General features: G+C 44.1%; 18 protein-coding genes. 3 read left to right on the top strand and 15 right to left on the bottom strand.

The window, feature by feature from the left end; all coding sequences use genetic code 11:
• Nucleotides 1-46: 46 nt before the first annotated feature.
• The 10 genes from ACTW1R_RS01425 to ACTW1R_RS01380 all read right to left on the bottom strand — a co-directional run bounded on the left by ACTW1R_RS01425 (nucleotide 47) and on the right by ACTW1R_RS01380 (nucleotide 11,668).
• Nucleotides 47-1,834, bottom strand: coding sequence for an oligopeptide ABC transporter substrate-binding protein (locus tag ACTW1R_RS01425; RefSeq protein ID WP_087626784.1), 1,788 nt, complete (start codon nucleotides 1,832-1,834; stop codon nucleotides 47-49).
• A gap of 16 nt (nucleotides 1,835-1,850) precedes the next feature.
• The gene (locus ACTW1R_RS01420) at nucleotides 1,851-2,720 is read right to left on the bottom strand and encodes an ABC transporter permease (RefSeq protein WP_376716971.1); all 870 of its coding nucleotides are present in this window, start codon (nucleotides 2,718-2,720) and stop codon (nucleotides 1,851-1,853) included.
• Between the two features lie 63 nt (nucleotides 2,721-2,783).
• Nucleotides 2,784-3,740: an oligopeptide ABC transporter permease gene (gene opp4B, locus ACTW1R_RS01415; protein WP_005227132.1), complete on the bottom strand. Its 957-nt coding sequence runs from the start codon at nucleotides 3,738-3,740 to the stop codon at nucleotides 2,784-2,786.
• A complete protein-coding gene (locus ACTW1R_RS01410) occupies nucleotides 3,740-4,684 on the bottom strand; it encodes an ABC transporter ATP-binding protein (RefSeq protein ID WP_005227131.1) in 945 nt (314 codons plus the stop codon). Before ACTW1R_RS01410 ends, opp4B begins: the two co-directional genes overlap by 1 nt.
• The gene (locus ACTW1R_RS01405; protein ID WP_005227130.1) at nucleotides 4,685-5,692 is read right to left on the bottom strand and encodes an ABC transporter ATP-binding protein; all 1,008 of its coding nucleotides are present in this window, start codon (nucleotides 5,690-5,692) and stop codon (nucleotides 4,685-4,687) included.
• Between the two features lie 324 nt (nucleotides 5,693-6,016).
• A complete protein-coding gene (gene acpP / locus ACTW1R_RS01400) occupies nucleotides 6,017-6,259 on the bottom strand; it encodes an acyl carrier protein (protein WP_005227129.1) in 243 nt (80 codons plus the stop codon).
• 110 nt (nucleotides 6,260-6,369) lie between these two features.
• Nucleotides 6,370-7,389 carry a phosphate acyltransferase PlsX gene (gene plsX / locus ACTW1R_RS01395; RefSeq protein ID WP_016609182.1) on the bottom strand — a complete coding sequence of 340 codons (1,020 nt, stop codon included), beginning with the start codon at nucleotides 7,387-7,389 and terminating at the stop codon, nucleotides 6,370-6,372.
• A 45-nt stretch (nucleotides 7,390-7,434) separates the two neighbouring features.
• Nucleotides 7,435-9,465, bottom strand: coding sequence for an ATP-dependent DNA helicase RecG (gene recG / locus ACTW1R_RS01390; RefSeq protein ID WP_015508817.1), 2,031 nt, complete (start codon nucleotides 9,463-9,465; stop codon nucleotides 7,435-7,437).
• 111 nt (nucleotides 9,466-9,576) lie between these two features.
• Complete coding sequence (locus ACTW1R_RS01385) at nucleotides 9,577-11,259, bottom strand: DAK2 domain-containing protein (RefSeq protein ID WP_005227126.1); 1,683 nt, start codon at nucleotides 11,257-11,259, stop codon at nucleotides 9,577-9,579.
• A 46-nt stretch (nucleotides 11,260-11,305) separates the two neighbouring features.
• A complete protein-coding gene (locus ACTW1R_RS01380; protein WP_005227125.1) occupies nucleotides 11,306-11,668 on the bottom strand; it encodes an Asp23/Gls24 family envelope stress response protein in 363 nt (120 codons plus the stop codon).
• Between the two features lie 266 nt (nucleotides 11,669-11,934).
• On the opposite strand from ACTW1R_RS01380, the gene rpmB reads away from it, so the two are divergent.
• Complete coding sequence (gene rpmB, locus ACTW1R_RS01375) at nucleotides 11,935-12,123, top strand: 50S ribosomal protein L28 (RefSeq protein WP_003128045.1); 189 nt, start codon at nucleotides 11,935-11,937, stop codon at nucleotides 12,121-12,123.
• Between the two features lie 162 nt (nucleotides 12,124-12,285).
• Nucleotides 12,286-14,934, top strand: coding sequence for a YfhO family protein (locus tag ACTW1R_RS01370; protein ID WP_128487969.1), 2,649 nt, complete (start codon nucleotides 12,286-12,288; stop codon nucleotides 14,932-14,934).
• Nucleotides 14,935-15,143: 209 nt separating this feature from the next.
• Here ACTW1R_RS01370 and ACTW1R_RS01365 read toward each other — a convergent pair whose 3' ends face one another.
• A complete protein-coding gene (locus ACTW1R_RS01365; protein WP_489927377.1) occupies nucleotides 15,144-16,130 on the bottom strand; it encodes an Rgg/GadR/MutR family transcriptional regulator in 987 nt (328 codons plus the stop codon).
• A gap of 299 nt (nucleotides 16,131-16,429) precedes the next feature.
• Between ACTW1R_RS01365 and ACTW1R_RS01360 the strand changes: the two genes are divergently transcribed.
• A complete protein-coding gene (locus ACTW1R_RS01360) occupies nucleotides 16,430-17,743 on the top strand; it encodes an MFS transporter (RefSeq protein ID WP_213334378.1) in 1,314 nt (437 codons plus the stop codon).
• A 56-nt stretch (nucleotides 17,744-17,799) separates the two neighbouring features.
• On the opposite strand, the gene truA is transcribed toward ACTW1R_RS01360, so the two are convergent.
• The 4 genes from truA to ACTW1R_RS01340 form a co-directional block, all read right to left on the bottom strand.
• The gene (truA, locus tag ACTW1R_RS01355) at nucleotides 17,800-18,546 is read right to left on the bottom strand and encodes a tRNA pseudouridine(38-40) synthase TruA (RefSeq protein ID WP_010748617.1); all 747 of its coding nucleotides are present in this window, start codon (nucleotides 18,544-18,546) and stop codon (nucleotides 17,800-17,802) included.
• Nucleotides 18,547-18,701: 155 nt separating this feature from the next.
• The gene (locus tag ACTW1R_RS01350; protein ID WP_005227113.1) at nucleotides 18,702-19,499 is read right to left on the bottom strand and encodes an energy-coupling factor transporter transmembrane component T family protein; all 798 of its coding nucleotides are present in this window, start codon (nucleotides 19,497-19,499) and stop codon (nucleotides 18,702-18,704) included.
• On the bottom strand, nucleotides 19,489-20,355 hold the full coding sequence (locus ACTW1R_RS01345; protein WP_005232516.1) for an energy-coupling factor ABC transporter ATP-binding protein: 867 nt from the start codon (nucleotides 20,353-20,355) through the stop codon (nucleotides 19,489-19,491). Before ACTW1R_RS01345 ends, ACTW1R_RS01350 begins: the two co-directional genes overlap by 11 nt.
• Nucleotides 20,331-21,167 carry an energy-coupling factor ABC transporter ATP-binding protein gene (locus ACTW1R_RS01340; RefSeq protein WP_489927376.1) on the bottom strand — a complete coding sequence of 279 codons (837 nt, stop codon included), beginning with the start codon at nucleotides 21,165-21,167 and terminating at the stop codon, nucleotides 20,331-20,333. Before ACTW1R_RS01340 ends, ACTW1R_RS01345 begins: the two co-directional genes overlap by 25 nt.
• Nucleotides 21,168-21,431 lie beyond the last annotated feature (264 nt).

The following is a 21,431-nucleotide window of genomic DNA, read 5'->3' as shown; positions in this document are numbered from 1 at the left end:
GGAAAAAAAGACGTCCTGGAAAGGACGTCTTTTCATCGATTATTGATTAACGAGATTCAGCTGTAACTGAAATTGTTGCCCAAGGATTGTAATTCACATCATAAGCCCATGTGAAGTCTTTGACGCGATTTGATACAGGTAACACCGCACTACGGTAAAGTGTTGGGATAACAAACGCTTCATCAGCAGCATATTCTTGCCATGCATCAAATGCTTCTTTACGTTTTGCTTCGTCAAACGAATCTTTTGAATCGATTGCTTCTAGCAATTTCGTATTTTCTTCTGATTCAAAACGAGTGTAGTTGAACGCAGAGTTAGGTCCATACAAGCCCATTGGTGATGGGTCATAACCAGTATTCCATGCACCTTGATAAACATCAATCTCAGGATCATCATTTTCCAATTTGTCATAGAATGCTTGGAAGTCGATCAAGCGACCTGTTGTGTATTGTACATCAAGTCCGATTTCATTCCATTGTTGGATGTAGTAATCTGCTAATGGTTGTGCTGTTTCGCCACCTGACATTGAAGCAAAGTTAATGGTTAATTTCTCACCATTTTTGTCTTCACGCATACCGTCGCCATCGACATCTTTGTAGCCAGCATCATCAAGTAATTGATTTGCTTTGTCGATGTTTAAAGTATAACCTTCAACATCTGTATTGTGTAATGAGCCAAATACTGGTGGGATCAATGTCGTTGCATTTGTACGCAAGCCATTGTAGAAACGGCTTCCGACAGCATCATTATCTAATGCATAACCCATTGCTTGACGCAATGACTTGTCAGCCATTTTTGAATCAGGATTGTATTCAACTTTTCCTTCATCGGCATTCCATTTACCTAATTTGAAACCTAAATAAGTGTAAGCAGTATCTGTTCGGCCTAAGATTTGATAACCGTCAGTATCTTTATAAGTAGGATACGTATCTGTCGGCATTGATAAAGCCATATCATATTGTTTTGCGTTCATCGCTTCAACAATAGATGAAGTTGGAACTGCTTTAAATGATAATTTATCTAGTTTTGGCTTATCTCCATAATAGTATTCGTTTGGAACGTACTCTACGGATTCACCAGCTACGATATTTGACATTACATAAGGTCCGAAGACGATTGGATTTTTACGAACTTGATCGCTTGATTCCATATCTTTGACTTCGATTCCTTCAAAGGCGTGTTTTGGTAATGCTGAAGCCCAAATACCACCACCTGCTTGCATCATACCAGGGTGAACTTCTTTGTATTCGATTTTAACGACTTTGTCACTTTCTTTGGTGATACCAGAAATAGTATCAGCTTTACCATCATGGTAATCTTCCATACCAACAATGTTAGTAAAGTTACTATCATAACGAATACCAGTATAATCTTTGTTACCAATTACTTCGTAAGTGAAGATGATATCATCTGCCGTAACATCTTCGCCATCAGACCATTTCAGGTTGTCGCGTAAAGTAATTGTTGCTGTGTTGTTGTCTTCATCTAGCTCAAGGTTTGCAGCCCCGCCGTCAACAATTTTGAAATCAGCGTCATTGACGAATAAACTTTCATTACTTGGCAACATAAATTGTGCATCATAGTTATCTTGATAAAATTCTGTTTGGAACAACCCTTGGAATTGCGTATCCATCACTACTGCAACATCCAAAGTACCACCTTCGATTGCCTCTGCATCATTGCTAACTTCGATTGGGAAGTTGCTTACATCTTCCGTATCGTTTGCTGCATTGCTGCCGCCACCAGAAGAATCGGTTCCGCCGCCGTTGCTGCCACAAGCTGCCAATGCTAACACTGACAAAAGAGTGACCATACCAAAAATATTTTTCTTCATCCTGTATCCTCCTTGTTTATCCTAGTCGTTGACGCGCATCCGCTGAACGCTTAAATGCTTGACCAACGTAATTGATACTCAACATCAAGACTAAAATTAGAATTGATGCGGGTAACCAGATCCACTGTCTGTTGACCAGCACATCACCGCTGCTGGCATATCCGATCAGTGTTCCCAAACTTGGAACATTGGTCGGCAGACCAAAACCTAAGAATGTTAGTGTCGTTTCAATACCGATATTCGCTGCAAAGTTCATTGTTAAGTTGGTGATGATCAATGAGCTAAGGTTCGGCATGATTTCGCGGAACATGATGACGAAGTCATTGGTTCCGAGGGTTTTCGATGCACTAACATAGTCGCGACGGCCTTCTGACAGGGTCTTACTTCGGAAGAGCCTTGCTTTTCCGACCCAGTAAAAGGCACTCATGACCCATATAAAGGTCCAAACGTTATAACGAGGTACGATCGATACGATAACGATAATGATCAACATGATCGGCAAAATCATAACAAAGTCAACGATACGCATCAAAATGTTATCAATGATGCCACCATAGTAACCTGAGATGATCCCTAGTCCGACCCCAACGATCGACGTAATGATCGTGATTGAAAAACCAATCAAGATTGAGTTACGCGCACCGATGATCAATTGTCCCCAAACATCACGGCCACCTTCATCCGCCCCTAAAAGGTAGATGCCGCCGTTTGGCGAAATCGCGCCGGGTACAGCGTATTTATCAAGGATGCTGACACGCATCACTTGTGATTGGTCGATAACTGCTGAGCCGATAAACACGAACAATAAAACTGCGACTAACAAAACTAATGAAAAGATCGCCATTTTATCTTTTAAGAATTCGCGAAAAATCATTTTTAATCCCATAGGCGGGATGCTCTCTTGTTTTAGTACTTTTTCTTTCTTTTCAGACACATTTATCCCCTCCTATTACTGGATTCTGATTCTTGGATCGACAATACTCATGATGATATCTGATAGCAGCGTACCGATCAAGGTCGCTAGTCCTAAGATCAATGTCAGTGAAGTGATCACGGCATAGTCCCGTTGGACGATACTATCGATAAACAGTTTTCCGACACCTGGGTAAGCGAAGATTTTCTCAATGACCACAGAACCTGCGATCAATGAAGTGATCTCGTAGCCCATTTGTGATGCGATCGGCAACGACGCATTACGGAAAACGTGACGTGAGAAGACTTTATTCGTTGGTACCCCTTTTGAACGAGCGGTACGAACGAAATCCAATGATTTCGAATCAATGACTTCACTTCGCAAGTATTGGATCGTCACTGCTGTTCCTAATAATGCAGAAGTGATCGCCGGTAATAGTAGGTGATACAAGCGACTCCAAAACTCAGCCATGCCGCTGACCCCCGGTGCAACGGAACCACCCGTTGGGAACCAAGCCAATCGGTAACCGAAGATGAACAATGCGATCAACGCAAAGATAAACAACGGTACGGCGAAACTGAAGAAGTTGTAAACAACGACGACTTTATCAAGCAATGAATTTTGGTAACGTCCTGCCCACATCCCTAAAGGAATGGCAATCACGTAAGTCAAAATGACCGTCAGTAAAGATAACCACAATGTATTGCTGATACGTCCTGCTAATAACGTTGAAACAGGTAATTTAAAGATGAAACTTTGACCAAAGTCCCCTTTTAAGGCATTTCCGATCCAACGGAAATACTGGGTATACCATGGGTCATTCAAACCAGCGGCTTCACGCATCCGCTCAATAACAGCTGGATCTTGGTTTGGATTGATCAAACCGGTAAATGGATCCCCAGGCATTGCTTGTGCGATCAAGAAAATCAAGATACTCAAAATAATGACTTGCGGGATCATCAACAACAAACGACGTAGAATTGTTTTCCACATTATTCAGCACCCCCGTTTTTCAATGCGACTTGGTGCGACTCGGTGATTTTACGCAAGTCATACACTCTGCCAGTTTCGTCGTAGTAATCTTTTTGATGGGTCACATATTCCAACTCGACCTTGCGGCGGTTTTCTTTGTGAGCATCGCGATTTTTTACGTCGATTTGAGGAATCGCTGATAATAAACGTTTTGTATAGATGTGACGCGGGTCTTGATAGATGTCTTCCCGTGTCCCGATCTCAACGAAGCGGCCTTTATACATGATGGCGATATTGTCACACATGTGTTTTACGACCCCTAAGTCATGAGAGATGAATAAGAAACTTAAGCCAAATTCTTGCTGGATCCGTTTCATAAAGTTTAGTACCTGCGCTTGAACGGATAAGTCAAGGGCTGAAACCGGCTCATCGGCGACGATCAGTTTTGGATTGGATGCTACCGCGCGGGCAACCCCTAACCGCTGACGTTGACCACCAGAGAACTCGTGAGGATATTTGTATAGGGCATCTTCTGGCATCCCAACGATATCCAGAAGGCTTTTCACTCGTTTTTTCTCTTCTTGATCGCTTAAGCGTTCAAAGTTGCGTAATGGTTCGGCGATAATGTCTACCACGCGTTTTTTAGGATTCAAGCTGGACATTGAATCTTGGAAAATCATTTGGACATCTTTGTTGTAGTTCATTTTTTTGCGGACGGAACGTTTGGTCACGTCTTGCCCATCATAAATGATTTCGCCACTGGTGATTTTTTCTAACCCAACGATGGCTTTCCCCGTCGTGGATTTACCAGAACCAGACTCACCAACCAATCCGTAGGTTTTTCCTTTTTCTATGATGAAGTCCACACCGTCAACGGCATACACATGGTCTGTGACGCGGTTGAAAAATCCGCTGCGAATAGGATAGTGGACTTTCAGATCTTTAATTGTAATTAATTCTGTCATCTACACTTCTCCTTCTTCGTCTCTAAAATGAAAATGCTTGTAGCATGTGCAACGGACCAAATGATCAGGTGCTACTTCATGCAAGACTGGGTTTGCTTCGTGGTCGCTTTCAGGAATCCAAGGAATCCGTGCGGCAAACCGACAACCCGTCCGTGGCATATTTTTCAATGAAGGAACTACGCCTTCAATCACGTGCAGTTCACTGTCTTGTGAATTTTCTTGAGGGATCGAGTTAAGCAATGAGCGGGTGTATGGATGTTTCGGATTGGCAAACAACTCTTCGGCTGTTGCGACTTCCACAAACTGTCCCCCGTACATTACGGCTACTCGGTCGGCCATCTCTGCTACGACACCTAAATCGTGGGTGATCAAAATGATCCCCGTTTGCGTTTCTTCTTGCAAATCTTTTAGTAGATCAAGGATCTGTGCTTGGATCGTCACGTCCAACGCGGTCGTTGGTTCATCGGCAATAATGATTGGTGGTTTACAAGCAATCGCGATCGCAATGATGACCCGCTGACGCATCCCACCTGACAATTCATGAGGGTATTGACGTCCTACTCGCGGTGGATTCGGGATCCCCACTTGTTCTAATAATTCTAATGCTCGTGCTTGACGCTGTTCGGCGGTCATATCCGTATGGTAGGATAACCCTTCTTTGATTTGATCTTCGATCCGCATCAAAGGATTCAGTGCAGACAATGGATCTTGGAAAATCATCCCAATATCATTTCCGCGAATTTTGTTGTACAGCGTTTCGTTTAAGTTTGACAAGTTTAAATCTTTATATAAGATTTCTCCGGTGATTTTCGTGTTGTTTGGGTCATGCAGCCCCATGATCGTTGTAGCTAACGTACTCTTGCCGCAACCAGATTCTCCTACGATCGCTAAGATCTCATTGCGATCCAGTGTAAAAGAAATACCATCTACTGCGTCATAGTAATCGTCTTTAATACGAAAACCTGTGTGAAGGTTTTGAACATCTAGTAATTGATTATCTCTGGACAATCGAATACCCCTCTCTACTTTCTAAGATGTCTTGCAATTTAATGTAAAAAAAGAAGGAACATGCATTTCATTTCCAAAAGCTTTCTTAACATTGTATAATATATTCTTAATAATTATATAGAAATGCCACCAATAATGCAAGTCCCAGAAAAGTTAATACACTGAATTTTCAGAAAATTTACATTATGCTTTCAACGCCGTCATGTCAGGTTTAACGACCGTTTTTTAGATCTCACTACCAAAGAAAAGCCGCTCAAAATCACTGCGGATCAATTATGAGAAAGAAAGAGCTAAGTCATCTAGGACTTAGCTCTTATGTCTGTCTTAAGCAAGATGGCTTGAAATATAATCAACCGCTCCACCGACTGTTTCGATCTGCTCGGCATCTTCATCAGAAATCTCGGTACCAAATTCATCTTCTAGTTCAAGGACGAATTCCATCACACTGATCGAATCAGCGTTCAAGTCGTCTTTAATGCTCATCGTATCCGTTACGTTCTCTGCGTCAATTTCAAAATGATTGGCGATCACGACCGCAACTTTCTTGAATACTTCATCTCGTGTCAACTGGCTTCACCTCCACGCGTTTGCACAAAACATAGAATGGCTAACAAACATTGTACTGCTTTCTATGCTTTTTGTCTAGATATTTTTGCAATTTCATTACAATGATTGCATTATGATTGCGTTTCGTCTTTGTCAGTCGGCATTTCTTCAAAATGGGCGACCAATTGTGCCACGACATCTGTCGCTAACATCGTATGGATCTGCTTGATGGTGTACGCCACCGCTTCTGGTCCTGTCGCACCATGGGTTTTGATGACTGGGGCTTTCAACCCAAACAATACGGCACCGCCGTGTTTCGCATAATCCATTTCATTTTTCACTTTCCGCAACGCATCTTTTAATAATAATGCGCCTAATTTCCCTTTGGCACCGGAATCGAGAATCGATTGTTTCAACAGCGCCATCAAATTCAAGGCGGTTCCTTCGATCGATTTCAAAACAGCATTTCCAGTAAAGCCATCTGTCACGACGACGTCAGCTGCACCATCCAATAATTCCCGAGCCTCGACATTGCCGATAAAGTGGATCGTCGGGTCTTGCGAAAGCAGTTCAAAGGCTTTTTTCGTTAATTCACTGCCTTTGGTTTCTTCCGTCCCGTTATTTAACAAGCCGACCCGTGGTCGATTGATCCCGCGAACTTTTTGGGCATAAAAGGACCCTAAGACGGCATAGTTTGCCAAATGTTCTGGTTTATTGTCGGCATTGGCACCTAGATCCAGCATGTCAAAGCCAGCATCTTTGCCGATCACTGGCATTGTGGACATCAATCCGGGACGGTCGATCCCTTTGATCCGACCGACGATAAACAAACCAGCCGCTAATAAGGCCCCAGTATTTCCAGCTGAAAAAATCGCATCTGCCTCACCATTTTTGACCGCTTGTGCTGCCAAGACCATTGAGGCGGTTTTTTTTCGTCTGATCGCTTTGACAGGCTCATCATCACTATTGATTTTTTCATCCGTGTGGATAATGGTGACATTTTTATCGTCCGTCATGTATTTTTTGATTTCATTTTCTTTTCCGTAAAGGAGGAATTCAATCTCTGGAAAGTCTTTTTTTGCCAGCATGACTCCTTCTACGATCGCTTTTGGGGCGTTGTCTCCGCCCATTGCATCAACAGCAATCCGCATCTCGCTGCCACTCCCTTCATTTTCCCAATCAGTATAGCATATTCTTTAATCAAAAAATTGTTTGTCTGCTTTTTTTGCTGCTAAATAGTTTGCCAATGCCGAAAATTCTGGCAACAGCTGCCAGCCATTTTTTTGCCAAAGCTGGGCAGCTTCGACTTGTGCCACTTCTAGAATATGGGCATCCGCGACCAAATCGGCAGCCGCAAACTCTGGCAAGCCCGATTGTCGATTGCCGAAGACTTCTCCTGGTCCTCGCAACTGCAAATCTTTTTCGCTGACTACAAAGCCGTTGGTGGTTTCTGTCATGATCTTCATTCGCTCGACCCCTGTCTCGTTCTTCGGGTTTGCGATCAATATACAGTAAGAAGCATCGGCACCGCGCCCTACCCGTCCACGCAATTGATGAAGCTGGGCTAACCCGAAGCGATCGGCGTCAATGATCAGCATCACTGTCGCATTGGGGACATTGACCCCTACTTCGATGACCGTCGTGGAAACCAAGATCTGCAGTTGATTTTCTTTGAAAGCTTCCATGATGCTGTCTTTTTCTTGATTCTTCATTTTCCCATGCAGCATTCCCACTTGATAAGTAGGAGAAAAGTAACTTTGCAGCTGCTCATAAATCTCCGTGGCATTCTTGACATCCAGCATTTCGGATTCTTCAATCAAAGGACAGATGACATACATCTGATGCCCTTGTGCCAATTCTTTTTGCGCCCACTCTAAGATCGATTCAAACTGCGGCGGACGGACCCAGCGAGTCTCTACAGGAATCCGTCCTGCTGGCATTTCATCGATCACCGAAACATCCATTTCGCCATAAGCCGTGATCGCTAACGTACGAGGGATCGGTGTGGCGGTCATAAAGAGCACATCAGGCAGATAGCCTTTTTCCCGTAAGACTTTTCGCTGATTGACCCCAAAACGGTGTTGTTCATCGGTGATGACTAAGCCAAGATGTGCAAAGTCCACGCCTTCTTGAATCAGCGCATGGGTCCCGACGATGATGTCGATCTCCCCGGCTGCTAATTGTTCTAAGATGACTCGCCGTTCTTTCGGTTTGGTCGAGCCTGTCAAAAGAGCGGTGGTCACTTCTAAGGGGTCAAAGAGCTGATTCAAGCTTTCTAGGTGCTGCTGGGCCAAAATCTCAGTCGGCACCATCAGTGCGCCCTGAAAGCCAGCCGTCATCGTGGCATAAAGGGCGATCGCCGCCACGACTGTTTTCCCGCTTCCTACATCTCCTTGCAAGAGTCGCTGCATGTGCTGCGGACTTTTCAGGTCATGGCAGATTTCATTGGTCACGCGCTTTTGCGCATTCGTCAATTCAAAGGGCAGTTTACGAGTAAATTCTTTCAAGCGTTGCACATCATAATCGATCGCTAAGCCGTTTTTCTCGGCTTTTTCGCTTTTCTTCAGTCCTTGGATTTGCATCTGGAACAAAAAGAACTCTTCAAAAATCACTCGACGCTTCGCTTGATGACTCTCTTGGGGATCTTTAGGAAAATGCATCGCAAACATCGCGGATTTCCGATCCAACAAGCGATATTTTTCGATCAATGACAAAGGCAAGATTTCTGTGATCTGATCACCAAAATCAAGGAATGCCTGTTTGATCAGTTCGATCAATACACTTTGACGCACGGCTTTATTGACATGATAAATAGGGGCAAAGTCTTCTGCGCTCTTGCTGCCGAGAATTTTCATTCCCGTCAGTCCTTTGCGTTTGGCGTCCCATTTGCCATAGACGGCGATCTCTTCTGAGACCTCTACTTTATCCTTCAAATAAGGCTGATTGAAAAAGGAGACATTAAAGACGTCGTGGTCTTGCATCATGCGAAATTGCAACCGACTTTTCTTATAGCCAAAGCGATTGACGACCGGCGGGGAAACGACGATCCCCTTGATCGTTACTTTTTCTTGGTCTTGAATCTCCGCTAATTGCCGTTCTTGAATGTCTTCATAACGAAACGGATAATACTTCAGCAGGTCTTCAATGGTTTCGATCCCTAAACTCGCCAAGTCTTGGGCGCGTTTTTCTCCGACACCCTTTAATACCGTAAGTGGCTGATTCAGCATAGGTACCCTCCTTTTCCAAAGTAATTTTATTTATTGCAGAGATTCCTGCATTCATAGAAAAAGACGGAGCCAAAAATCATCTACGATTTTTGCCCCCGCCGCCTAATTTGTTTATTCTGCTGAGAAAAGATACGGATAAACTGGCTGATCGCCTTGATGGATCTCTACTTCGATCTCAGGATGCAGCTCAACGATCGCTTCTTCAATTTTCGCTGCTTCTTTGGCTTTGCCTTCTTCACCGATAATGATGGTGACGATCTCAGTATCTTCTGTGATCATTTTTTCTAAGGTAGTCATGGAAGCAGAGAAACGATCCGGAACAGAAACAACGATTTTTCCGTCGACCATTCCTAAGAAGTCGCCTTCTGTAATTTCGATGCCATCAATTGATGTATTACGGATCGCATGAGTCACTGATCCGCTGACAACACTTGCTAAGACATCGGTCATAGCTTGCTGATTTTCAGCTAGTGTGGATTGCTCGTGGAATGCCAGCATCGCTGTCATCCCTTGTGAGATCGTCCGTGTTTCAACAACCGCTACTGGAATCTCGGAAACTTCCGCTGCTTGCTGTGCAGCCATAAAGATATTTTTGTTATTTGGTAGAACGATCACTTGGTCGGCATTAACTTCATTGATGGCCAACAAAATGTCTTCCGTACTTGGGTTCATCGTTTGGCCGCCACTGATGACATATGAAGCACCCAGGCTAGTGAACAATTCTTTCAAGCCTTCGCCAGCCGCGATCGCGATGATCGCAAATGGTGTCCGTGGACGTTTCACTGGTGCAGGTTTTGCACCTTGCTGGTCGTGTTCCAAAATCGTTTCATGCTGAAGACGCATGTTGTCGACTTTGATTTTCACCAATGAGCCGAATTTTTGACCATAATTCATGACTTCGCCAGGATGTTCCGTATGGACATGGACTTTGATGATCTCATCGTCGTTGACCACTAATAAGGAATCCCCTAACTCATTTAAGTAATTACGGAATGTTTCATAATCAAATTCACTATCTACAGTCGGACCTTCACCGATCTTCACCATGATTTCTGTACAGTAACCAAAGGTGATATCTTCTGTCGCTAAGTGTCCTTGAACGCTGCGATGATGTTCGGCATTGACCATTTCATCCATAGCCGCTGGGGAAGGTTCGAAGATTTCATCGGCTGGGTATTCACCCGTCAACGCATTTAAGAAGCCTTCATAAATGAACAACAATCCTTGACCGCCGCTATCTACCACGCCGACTTCTTTTAAGACGGGCAATAGATCTGGGGTTTTCGCCAATGAACGTTTTGCACCGTGAACCACGGCTTTCATCACTTCGATACAATCATCGGTAGTTTGTGCTTTTTTCTCGCCATATTCAGCTGCGATGCGTGCCACAGTCAAGATGGTTCCTTCCACAGGTTTCATGACTGCTTTATAGGCGGTTTCTACTCCATGAGTAAAGGCTTGAGCCAATTCTGGTGCAGTAAGTGTTTCTGCGGTCGGGATAGCTTTAGAAAAACCGCGGAATAATTGAGATAAAATGACGCCAGAATTCCCACGTGCGCCCATCAATAGTCCTTTTGAAAGTGTAGCGGCAAGATCGCCGACGTTTTCTGAAGTCGCATCTGCGACCGCTTTTGCTCCACTGGTCATGGATAGATTCATGTTTGTCCCAGTGTCTCCATCTGGAACAGGAAACACATTCAATGAGTTGACAAACTCTGCATTAACTTGTAGACGAGCCGCGCCTGCCTGCACCATTTCTTGAAACTGACTTGCGCTGATATTCGTTACCTTCACTTAGATAGTCCTCCTTAAAATCATCCGCCATGAACGGATCCCTTGCCTAATCTGGCAGTACACGTACGCCTTGAACAAATACATTCACCGAGTTCGCAGATACACCTAGCATCGTTTCTAAGTTGTATTTCACTTTTTCCTGCACGTTGCGGGAAACTTCGGAAATTTTTGTTCCATAGCTGACGATCGTGTATACATCCACTGCAATGCCGTTTTCTTCTTGGCGGACAACGACACCGCGAGAATAATTTTCTTTTCGTAAAATTTCATTGATGTTATCTTTGATTTGTTTCTTGCTAGCCATACCAACAATGCCGAACACATCTGTTGCTGCGCCTCCGACCACTGTTGCAATGACTTCATTGCTGATTTCAATAATACCTGATGAGGTTTGAATTTTTACAGCCATTTTATAGCCTCCTTCAATGGGCATGACCCATCTTTCTTCTTACATATTTTATCATAGCTGTACCGCAAATAAAAGGATGAGACATATGAAAAGGGGCTTTCTGACCAAACGTCTTGCATTTCGACCTTGTTTAATTTACAATGTTTACCGGGAAAAGTCAATGTTTCTTGAAAATTACTCTTGCTTTTTTCACCTTTCTGTGATAAATTCAGATGGTATGAGCTGAAATAGCGCTCCAACATCAAGGCAAAGGAGGAAATAACCACATGGCTAAAGTTTGTTACTTTACTGGACGTAAAACTACAAGTGGAAACAATCGTTCTCACGCAATGAATGCGACAAAACGTACTGTGAAACCTAACTTGCAAAAAGTTCGCGTTATGATTGACGGAAAACCTAAAAAAGTTTGGGTGTCAACTCGTGCTTTGAAATCTGGAAAAGTTGAGCGCGTATAATTAGACCTTTTCGGCCGTTCGTTTTGAACGGCTTTTTTTGTACCCTTTTTTCTTTGGTGCGCTTTCACTTAGGTTTTCATTAAAGAAAACAGGTCTTTGTTTTTTTAATCGATTCACCTGTGGTAAACTAAGAAAAAATTGATAAAGAACAGGTGACTTCTTGTGACGAAAATAAAAACATTTGCCAAACAACATTGGCCTTATATGCTTGCTAGTTTCTTCTTGCCGTTTCTTATCATGGCAGTGATCTATTTGACCATCGGCATCTACCCTGGCAGCAGCCGCAGTGTCTTAGCCAGTGATGCCTTTTCGCAATTCTCAAACTTTCATGCCAGCTTTCGCAATATGCTCTTAGGCAAACAAAGTATCTTTTATACATGGAACGCCTCTTTAGGCTTGAATTATCTGGCACTGATCTCCTATTACTTAGGCGGAATCTTCACTCCTCTGGTCTTGTTTTTCCCAAATCAGCTGATGCCAGATGCGTTGTACTTCTTGACCTTGATCAAGATCGGCAGTGCGGGTTTGGCGTTTTGGTTTTATGCCAGCCAAACCTTTAAGATCCAACGTTGGCAGCATGTGACCTTAGCTGTCTGTTATGCCTTGATGTCCTTCATCACCGCCCATTCGGAACTGATCATGTGGCTTGATGCCATGATCTATCTACCGCTAGTGATTTTAGGTATTGACCGTTTAGTGAAAAAGAAAAAACCAGTCGTGTTATTTATCAGTTATCTGCTGTTATTTTTATCCAGTTTTTACATGGGCTTTATGATCGGTCTCTTTTCCGTGATGTATTTCTTGGTTCAGTTGGGTCGCAACTGGAAGCAAGCTCGGGGGGCGATCATCCCTTACGGCATCACCTCCTTGTTAGCTGGCGGCGCCTCAATGGTGATCATCTTACCTGCCTTATTGGATTTACGCTCAAACGGGGAAGAATTGACGACGATATCTTCCTTTAAAACCGAAGCCACCGATGTCTTTGACCTTGTGATGAAAAACATGATCGGTGTTTACGATACGACAAAATACGGCTCCATTCCCTTCATCTATATCGGGTTATTGCCGCTGCTGTTGTGTATTTTATATTTTGTTTCGAAGAAAATTCGCTTGAAGGATAAATTCTTATACGCTGGCATGTTTGCTGTTTTGATCGCCAGTTTTTATATCGTGCCGATGAATCTTTTTTGGCACGGGATGCATGCCCCAAATATGTTCCTTTTCCGTTATGCCTATTTGTTCTCCTTCTTAGTGATCATGCTGGCGGGATACGGGTGGGAGCAGCTGCAGCAAAAAGATCGCGGATTGTTTCTCATTATTGGTCTTTCTACGATCGTGGTGTTTGCTCTCTCCTACGCATTGAAAGGACCTGGAACCTATGAATATGTTTCCGCTACTTCTTTTGCGCTAACGATCGTATTCTTTGTTCTTTACTTGTTATGTATTGGGTTCGGGCAATTAGGTCTTTTAACACAAAAACGAGTGACGATCTTGATGCTGATCTTCGTCTGCGGAGAAATGGCCGTCAATACGAGCGGCATGGTTCGCGGAATTTTGAATGATTGGAACTATGCTTCTCGCAGTTTGTATACAGAACCTTATCCGGACATAAAAAAACTAGTCACTCAAGCCAACGAAGACAATGATACCTTTTTCCGATTAGAAAACCTTGATCCTGTTTCTTCCAACGACAGTATCAATTATGGCTACAGCGGTGTCAGCATGTTTTCTTCGATCCGTAACCGCAATTCCTCAAGCTACCTGGATAAGCTGGGCTTTCGGTCCCGCGGCACCAATTTAAATATCCGCTATCCGAACAATACCTTGCTGATGGATGCTTTTACAGGGATCAAATACAATATCTCCAAGCCAAATCTCACCAAATACGGCTTTCAACGTGTGGGGGAATCTGGTGAATACAAGCTTTATGAGAATCAAAATGCGTTACCGCTAGGTTTCTTGGCTGAACCAACCATTGAATCGATTGAACAGCCGCAAAATGACAACTTGACGAGCCAGAAAAATCTTTTCAATGGCTTGGCGGATTTAAATTTAGAGTATTTTGCCTTTCAGCCGATCACGGTGATCCATAGTAAAAATACAGATATCACCAATGACGGCATGTATATGAAATTTACCGAGCAAGAAAGCAATGTCGCAAAAGAAGTGACTTGGCAAGTGGAGGTTCCAGCGAACTCGCAAGCATACTTGAGTCTTTTCCCTGCCAACTTTGGGGAATTGGAAAGCTCATCTGCCACCGTGACAGTCAACGGTCAGCAGCGAGAAACGCAAATCAGTATCAACGGTCAATACTACGACTTAGGGCACTATGAGACCGATACGACGGTTCAATTCACCGTCAGCTTCTACGGAACGCCTGAAATCTCCTTCCAAAACCCGCAAGTCGTGACCTTGGATACCAACGCTTACCAACAAGCAATTGATGCGATCCAAGATCGAGGGGTCGCTATGACGGTCGGCAAACGCAGTGCCAAAGCCGATATCACGACTGAAAAAGAGCAACAGCTTGTAACGACCATCCCTTATGACAAGGGCTGGACTGCTACGCTTGACGGCAAAGAAGTTCCAATCACCGCCTTTCAAGACGGCTTTATCAGTGTGACGATCCCAAGTGGCACCCATCACTTGGAACTGTCCTTCTTGCCGCAAGGCTTTGTTATCGGTGTTTGCTTGTTCTTCGGCTGCATCGCATTGTTTATCCTGTTTGCTTGGTTTTACCAGAAACAAGTAGCCAAAAAGCAAGTCTTAGACGACCAACGTCAACTCATGGATCAACCACCAGAAACCTAATCGAAAAAGAACCAACTCGTCTTTTTGAGGCGCTCCCCATAAGTTAGAGCAAACGCTGACTTATGGGTGTCGCTCAATGATCGGCGAGTTTGGTTCTTTTTTTGTGCTGGCGTTTCGCAGTTGTTCGCTCTAGTGGTCTTAGCCTCCACTGCCGACTAGATCCCCTTCGATGCGGGGGCAAATGCCTAGCCCGTTAGCCCTTAGAGCGTTTAGCGAAACATAAGATAACTGTTAGGTTCTTCCGCATTTTTCTTGATGGAGTGCAACGATCGCTCCCATAAGTTAACCATTTTGGTTTGTTTCAAGACGCGAAAGATCGAAAGCCCTTGGTCGATTTTCAACAGTCCTTTTTCTTGATCGCCATAAATATACCAGTACCACCCTTGATAGCAAAGAAGATGCGTGCTGTTTAGCATGTCTCCGCGCTCTGCCAATAATTCCTCTGCAATGGTCAACACCTCTTTTGCCCACTCCAGGCGGCGAAAATTGACAAACGTCGTAAAACAACTAAAAATCAAATCCATTTGAATTTCTCGCATCAAGGACAAGCCTTGTTCTTTTTTTGTGCGGGAAATAGCGATCTGCAGTAAGTGATAGGAGGTTTCGACAGGAAACAAGAATTGAAAATACCGAAACAGTAAAATCTCATAAACGCCCCAGTTGTCTACTTTCGTAAGGTAGGGAATGACGGGGCGAGTTTTGGTGCGCAGCTTTTCCATATAGTCACCAGAAGAGTGATTGGGTTTAGGACCTGAGAGATTGATTTCATGTATCTCCTTTGTGATCTCAAGGTACAGAAAAACAAAAGAATGCTGTTTGGAAGCGGCGATCAGTTCGCTGCGCATTTCCTCCAGCCCTTCTTTGCTTCGCTGGGCGTGGGCGTTACTCAAGTAAGCTTCTTTGTTGATCCCTAAAATTCGATCCAGTAAATCCATAAATTCGCTCGTCATATAGCTGGGGAAGCTCATCAGGTTGTCGTGACTTTTTATGCCTTTTTGCTGCGCACGTAAATAATAAAACTCCTCCACCGTAACATGTATATTTTCTAATAAGCGTTCCAATCGATGAATACTAATACTTGAAGCACCTTGCTCAAATTTACTGATAAACGAGCGACTGTTTTGTTCATCCGCCACTTGAGCGATCGTATAGCCGCGCTCTTTGCGCAATTGTCGGTACAGTTTTCCTTCTTCCATAACCATCCTCCTAGCGATCAGTCTGCAAACGCCAAACCAAATTTGCTTTACGAATGAAGCTCTGCCATTAAATGCTACTATTTTAGATTCAAATTTAGATTCAACCTTATAAAATGTTGAGGAACAAAATCTACGGTACCCTATTTACATGCCACTCTTTTAGCTGTTAGCCACTCGTGACAGTAACCTCTGGTACGCTCCTGGTACATTTAAATTCCACTATAGTGGATTATTTTCTTCTCTTAGTATAAAGCATCCTATACTGATTTTACAACGTAGAACGTGAAAGGATGATTTCGATGAAAGAATATCAACAAAACAAAGGCTATCGTGCCTTAGTCAACGCCGCCTTACTCAGCGGCATCGGCATGAGTTTATTTAATATCGTCTTTGTAGTTTATGCCAGTACATTACCCTTTAATGCCCTTGCTGTTTCCTTAGCCTCCATGGCACTGTTAGTCCCTGATCTCTTACGGATCCTGACTGGCTATCTAGCCGATCGTACCAAAAATAAAGTGCAATGGATGATCAGCAGTCGACTATTACAAGGGGTCCTTTTTGTGGCACTCGCTTTTTTGATCCAACTGCCGCCTAGTTTATGGTCTTTCTTCCTTTTGCTAGGCATCAACATTGTATCTGATTGTTTGGGTGCTTATTGTTCTGGGTTGCAGCTGCCCTATGTTCGCCGTCTTGTGCCTGCTGACGCCTTAGACAGTGCCATGGGCTTTCAAATGGCGTGTCAAACCACCGTTCAAATCGTCTTTCAAGGGATCGGTGCTTGGGGGATCATTTTACTGAATAATAATTTTGCCGCTTTTGGTTTGATCAATGCCGTGACGTTTTTCTTAGCCGCCATCGTGATCTTCTGGAACCGCTCGCTCTTTAATGCGGTGCCTGGGAGAATCAATCAAGCACCAACACCACTCTTTCAGAATTTCTCGGAAACCTTTAAATTATTGACTGGTACGGCTTTTCTTAAAAAGATGATTCTCTTTGCCTTACTGATCAATACCTTAGCCGCTAGTACGAGCGGTCTACTAAATCTCCAGCTGTTGGATGATCTTGCGCTTTGGTTTGCCACTTATGGCAACACCGTTGCGATGGCAGGCATCGCCACTTCCATCGGCATGGTCGCTGGCGCCTTGTTTGCTGCCGACTGGTTCAAGAATACTGGTCTGGTTCGCTTGATTGCGTATACCTCCTTCGTTTTATGTCTATTGACCTTGAATTTTCTCTTCCTGCATAATCGTTGGCTCATGATTGTGCTGCTCTTTGCTGAAGGCTATCTGATTGGAAAAATCAATCCTCGCTTTTCGGCACATCTGATTCGTGAGATCGATGAAGAACATCTCGCCATCAGCAGCGGGATCTTTTCCACCATTGTGATGCTAGGGGGACCCGTCGGTCAAATGGTCTTTTTAGGCATCGGCAATCGCTATCACGTTGCTTGGAGCTGGCTGCTTTACTTGCTTTTCGCATTTTTGGTAGCCATCGCCGCCTTAGTCGCTGCCAGTACCTTAGAAAAAACACCCACCACTGCTGCGTCTAAAACCACTGCGGAAAGGACTGAAGATTGGCAAGAAACTTCCCCTGTTTTGCCTGAGAAAAAATAAAAACACAAGCTTTCGCTTTCTCTTTTGGACAAGAGCAGCGAAGCTTGTGTTTTTCCTTATTCATAGGCAACGTGAACCAAATACAATCCTTCTGGATGAGCTGTGGGTCCTGCCGCATTTCGGTCTTTTTGCGCAATGATCGCAGGAATACTGTCAGGTGCGAGGCGTCCATTGCCGATTTTCAACAATGTGCCCACCATGATTCGGATCATCTTGTACAAAAATCCATCGCCGCGAAAGGTGAAAATCAACTCATCTCCAGCGTCATTGACCGCCATGGACGCTTCATGGATCGTCCGTGTTTTGTCATCAACGGAACTGCCCGTCGCACAAAAACTGGTAAAGTCATGGGTGCCTAAAAAATCTGGCAACGCTCGTTGGATTTTTTCCAAATCTAGCGGATACGGATAATAGCTGGCATAATGGCGACGGAAAGGACTGCGAGGTTTCCCAATGTCTACTCGAAACTGGTAGGTTTTTTCAACGACTAAGTAGCGGGCATGGAAGGTATCGTCAACGATCTCCACCGATTTTACCGCAACATCTTCTGGCGTTTGGGTATCTAAACCAAAGCGCATTTTTTCCAGTGGGCGCTTTTGAGGGAAATCGAAGTGGATCACTTGCCCTTGCGCATGGACCCCCGCATCGGTGCGGCCAGAGCCATGAATCTGAATCGGCTGCCCATTGTTCATCTTCGTTAATGTCTTTTCAATCTCTTCTTGAACCGTTCGTCCATTGGGTTGACGCTGAAACCCTTGAAAATTCGTGCCATCATAAGCGATCGTCGCTTTATAGCGGACCATTGAATCACCTGTTTCTTTCTATTTTTTCACAAAAAAGCCTATGAGAAAAGTCTGATCGATCGACAGGCCTTTTCGAACCAGCCGCTGGGATCGCCAGCAGCCTCGTTGCTTCGTTAAGAACCTTTCGTGGGTTGACTTCAATCATAGGTCTTCGATTATCCTCTTAAGAACACTAACGCGACTGTAAAGAGCGCAAAAACGATGACAACCAATGTGTCCCGTTGATGCCAGTGCAAAATCCGATACTTCGTACGCCCTTCGCCGCCTTGATAGCCTCTGGCTTCCATAGCGGTAGCTAGATCTTCCGCACGGTTAAAGCTGCTGACAAATAAAGGAATCAATAAAGGAACGATCGCCTTCATCTTCTGCAACAGTCCCCCTTCGCCGAAATCGACCCCGCGGGCACGCTGAGCATTCATAATTTTTTCTGTTTCATCCATCAAGGTTGGCACAAAGCGCAACGCGATCGACAGCATCAGTGAGATTTCATGGACAGGGAAACGGATCGCTTTTAAAGGACGCAAAATGTATTCGATCGCATCTGAAAGCTCTAATGGGGGTGTCGTTAACGTCAACAAGGTCGACATGAAAATGATCAAAACAAAACGGCAAAAAATAAAAATCCCGTTTTGGACACCAAATTCTGTGATGTTAAAGATCCACCAAGACCAGTAGACGTCGCCGCCGGTAGTAAATAAAATCTGTAACGCCACAGTAAATAAAATCAGCCAAATCAAAGGACGCACGCCTCGAATAAAGAAGCCAAAATCGATTTTTGAAAAGGAGATACAAAAGAGCGTAAAAGCACCCGCTAATAAATAGCTTTGCCAATTATTCGCCAAAAAGATAATCGCGATAAAATAAAAACTAGCAATCAATTTGACTCGTGGATCTAAGCGGTGAATCAAGGAGTCCCCGGGAATAAAACGACCGAAAATCAGTTTATTCATCATGGGCAGTCGCCCCCTTTGCTACTAAAACATCTGCCAGCTCATCAGCTGTTAGCGGCAACTGCTCAAATGCCAATCCTCTGGCTTGTAGTTGCTCCGCAAATGCGGTTGCTGTCGGTACACCCAACTGCTTTTCTTGCAGCCAGGCAGTGTCTTGAAACACAACAGACGGCGTGCCTGCTTTGACGAGACGGCCTTTTTCTAACACATAGACATAATCAGCATAGTTTGCCACATCATCCATCAAGTGGGTCACTAAAATGATCGTCATGTTCTTTTCCCGATGCAGGCGATCAAACATTTCCATCATCTCTTTGCGTCCTTGTGGATCTAAGCCAGCTGTCGGCTCGTCTAAGACCAAAACTTCTGGTTCCATAGCCAAGACCCCAGCAATCGCTACACGGCGCATTTGGCCCCCTGAAAGGTCAAAGGGTGAACGTTCCAGAAAACTTTCATCTAAACCTACCAATTGAATGTATTCTTGGGCTAAACCTTTGGCTGCTTCTTCGGAGACCCCAAAGTTTTTCGGTCCAAAAGCGATATCTCTCGCAACGGTTTCTTCAAATAATTGGGATTCAGGAAATTGAAAAACGATCCCGACTTTTTTACGTAACGGTTTTAGATTTTTGTTGTCTGTCTCGGGTTTGATGACTCGCTCACCGATCGTGACCGTGCCGGTCGTTGGTTTTAATAATGCATTCAAGTGCTGCAACAACGTAGATTTTCCGCTCCCTGTATGACCGACTAAGGCAGTATAAGAGCCTTCTTTGATCTCTAAATCAATATCGAACAAAACCCGTTGTTCAAACGGAGAATGCGGTTGGTAGGTGAATCCTACTTGTTCAAAACGGATGTCCATAGCCAATCCACCATCCCTTCTTCAGTTAAGTACGCTTGCGGTACCGTGACGCCCCGCTGTTTTAGTGCCGCCTTTAATTTTTCAGGAAATGGCAGATCTAAGCCTAGCTCAATCAGTTCTGGACCTGCAGAAAAAATCTCTGCGGGTGTCCCTTCGCGGACGAGCTCTCCTTGACGCATCACCAGCACCCGATTGGCGTTGGCTGCTTCATCGATATCATGGGTGATCGATAACACGGTCAAATTGTTTTTTTCTTTGATTTTTTTGATCGTTGCGATCACTTCTTCACGACCTTCTGGATCTAGCATACTAGTGGCTTCATCAAGAATGATGATATCTGGGCGCAATGCAACGACGCCAGCAATGGCTACCCGCTGTTTTTGACCACCAGAAAGACGCGCGGGTTCCCGGGTCGCAAACTCGCTCATCCGTACTTGTTCCAGAGCGTCTTTGACACGAACCAGCATTTCTTCTCGCGGGATTCCTTGATTTTCTAAACCGAAAGCCACATCATCTTCCACCGTCGAACCAACGAATTGATTGTCAGGGTTTTGAAAGACCATACCGACCATTTTTCGAATATTCCAGATATTTTCTTCATTCAAAGGCAATTCGCCGACAGAAACACTGCCTTCTTGCGGCAAGATCAAGCCATTGATGGTTTTTGCTAAAGTTGATTTACCAGAGCCGTTATGGCCGATCAACGCCACCCACTCCCCTTTGTTGATGGAAAAGGGTACGTTATTTAACGCGGCACGCTCTTCTTCGCTATAACGCACAGTAATAGCATTCAATTCAATGATTGGCTTCATGATAGACTCCTTCATTTGCGATTAATTCTTTCTAACACTACCAAAAAAGTGCACGTTTTTCAATGATTCACGCACGATTTGTCTCCAGATCTTTTTTTCACTTGCCATTACCTGTCTTGACAGGTAATCGAAAGTAAAAAAAAAGCACTTTATGATGAGTGCGTACACCTCGAAATACATCGAGGTGTAGGCGCTGAGCTAGACTCGGAAAGTTTCTTCCAACATCATAACACTCTTAGTAAACATCTATAAAGTGATGATAAG

Source organism: Enterococcus sp. R12, from assembly GCF_058135755.1.
Note: the sequence above shows the minus strand (reverse complement) of the source record. Positions and strands in the feature narration are given on the sequence as shown.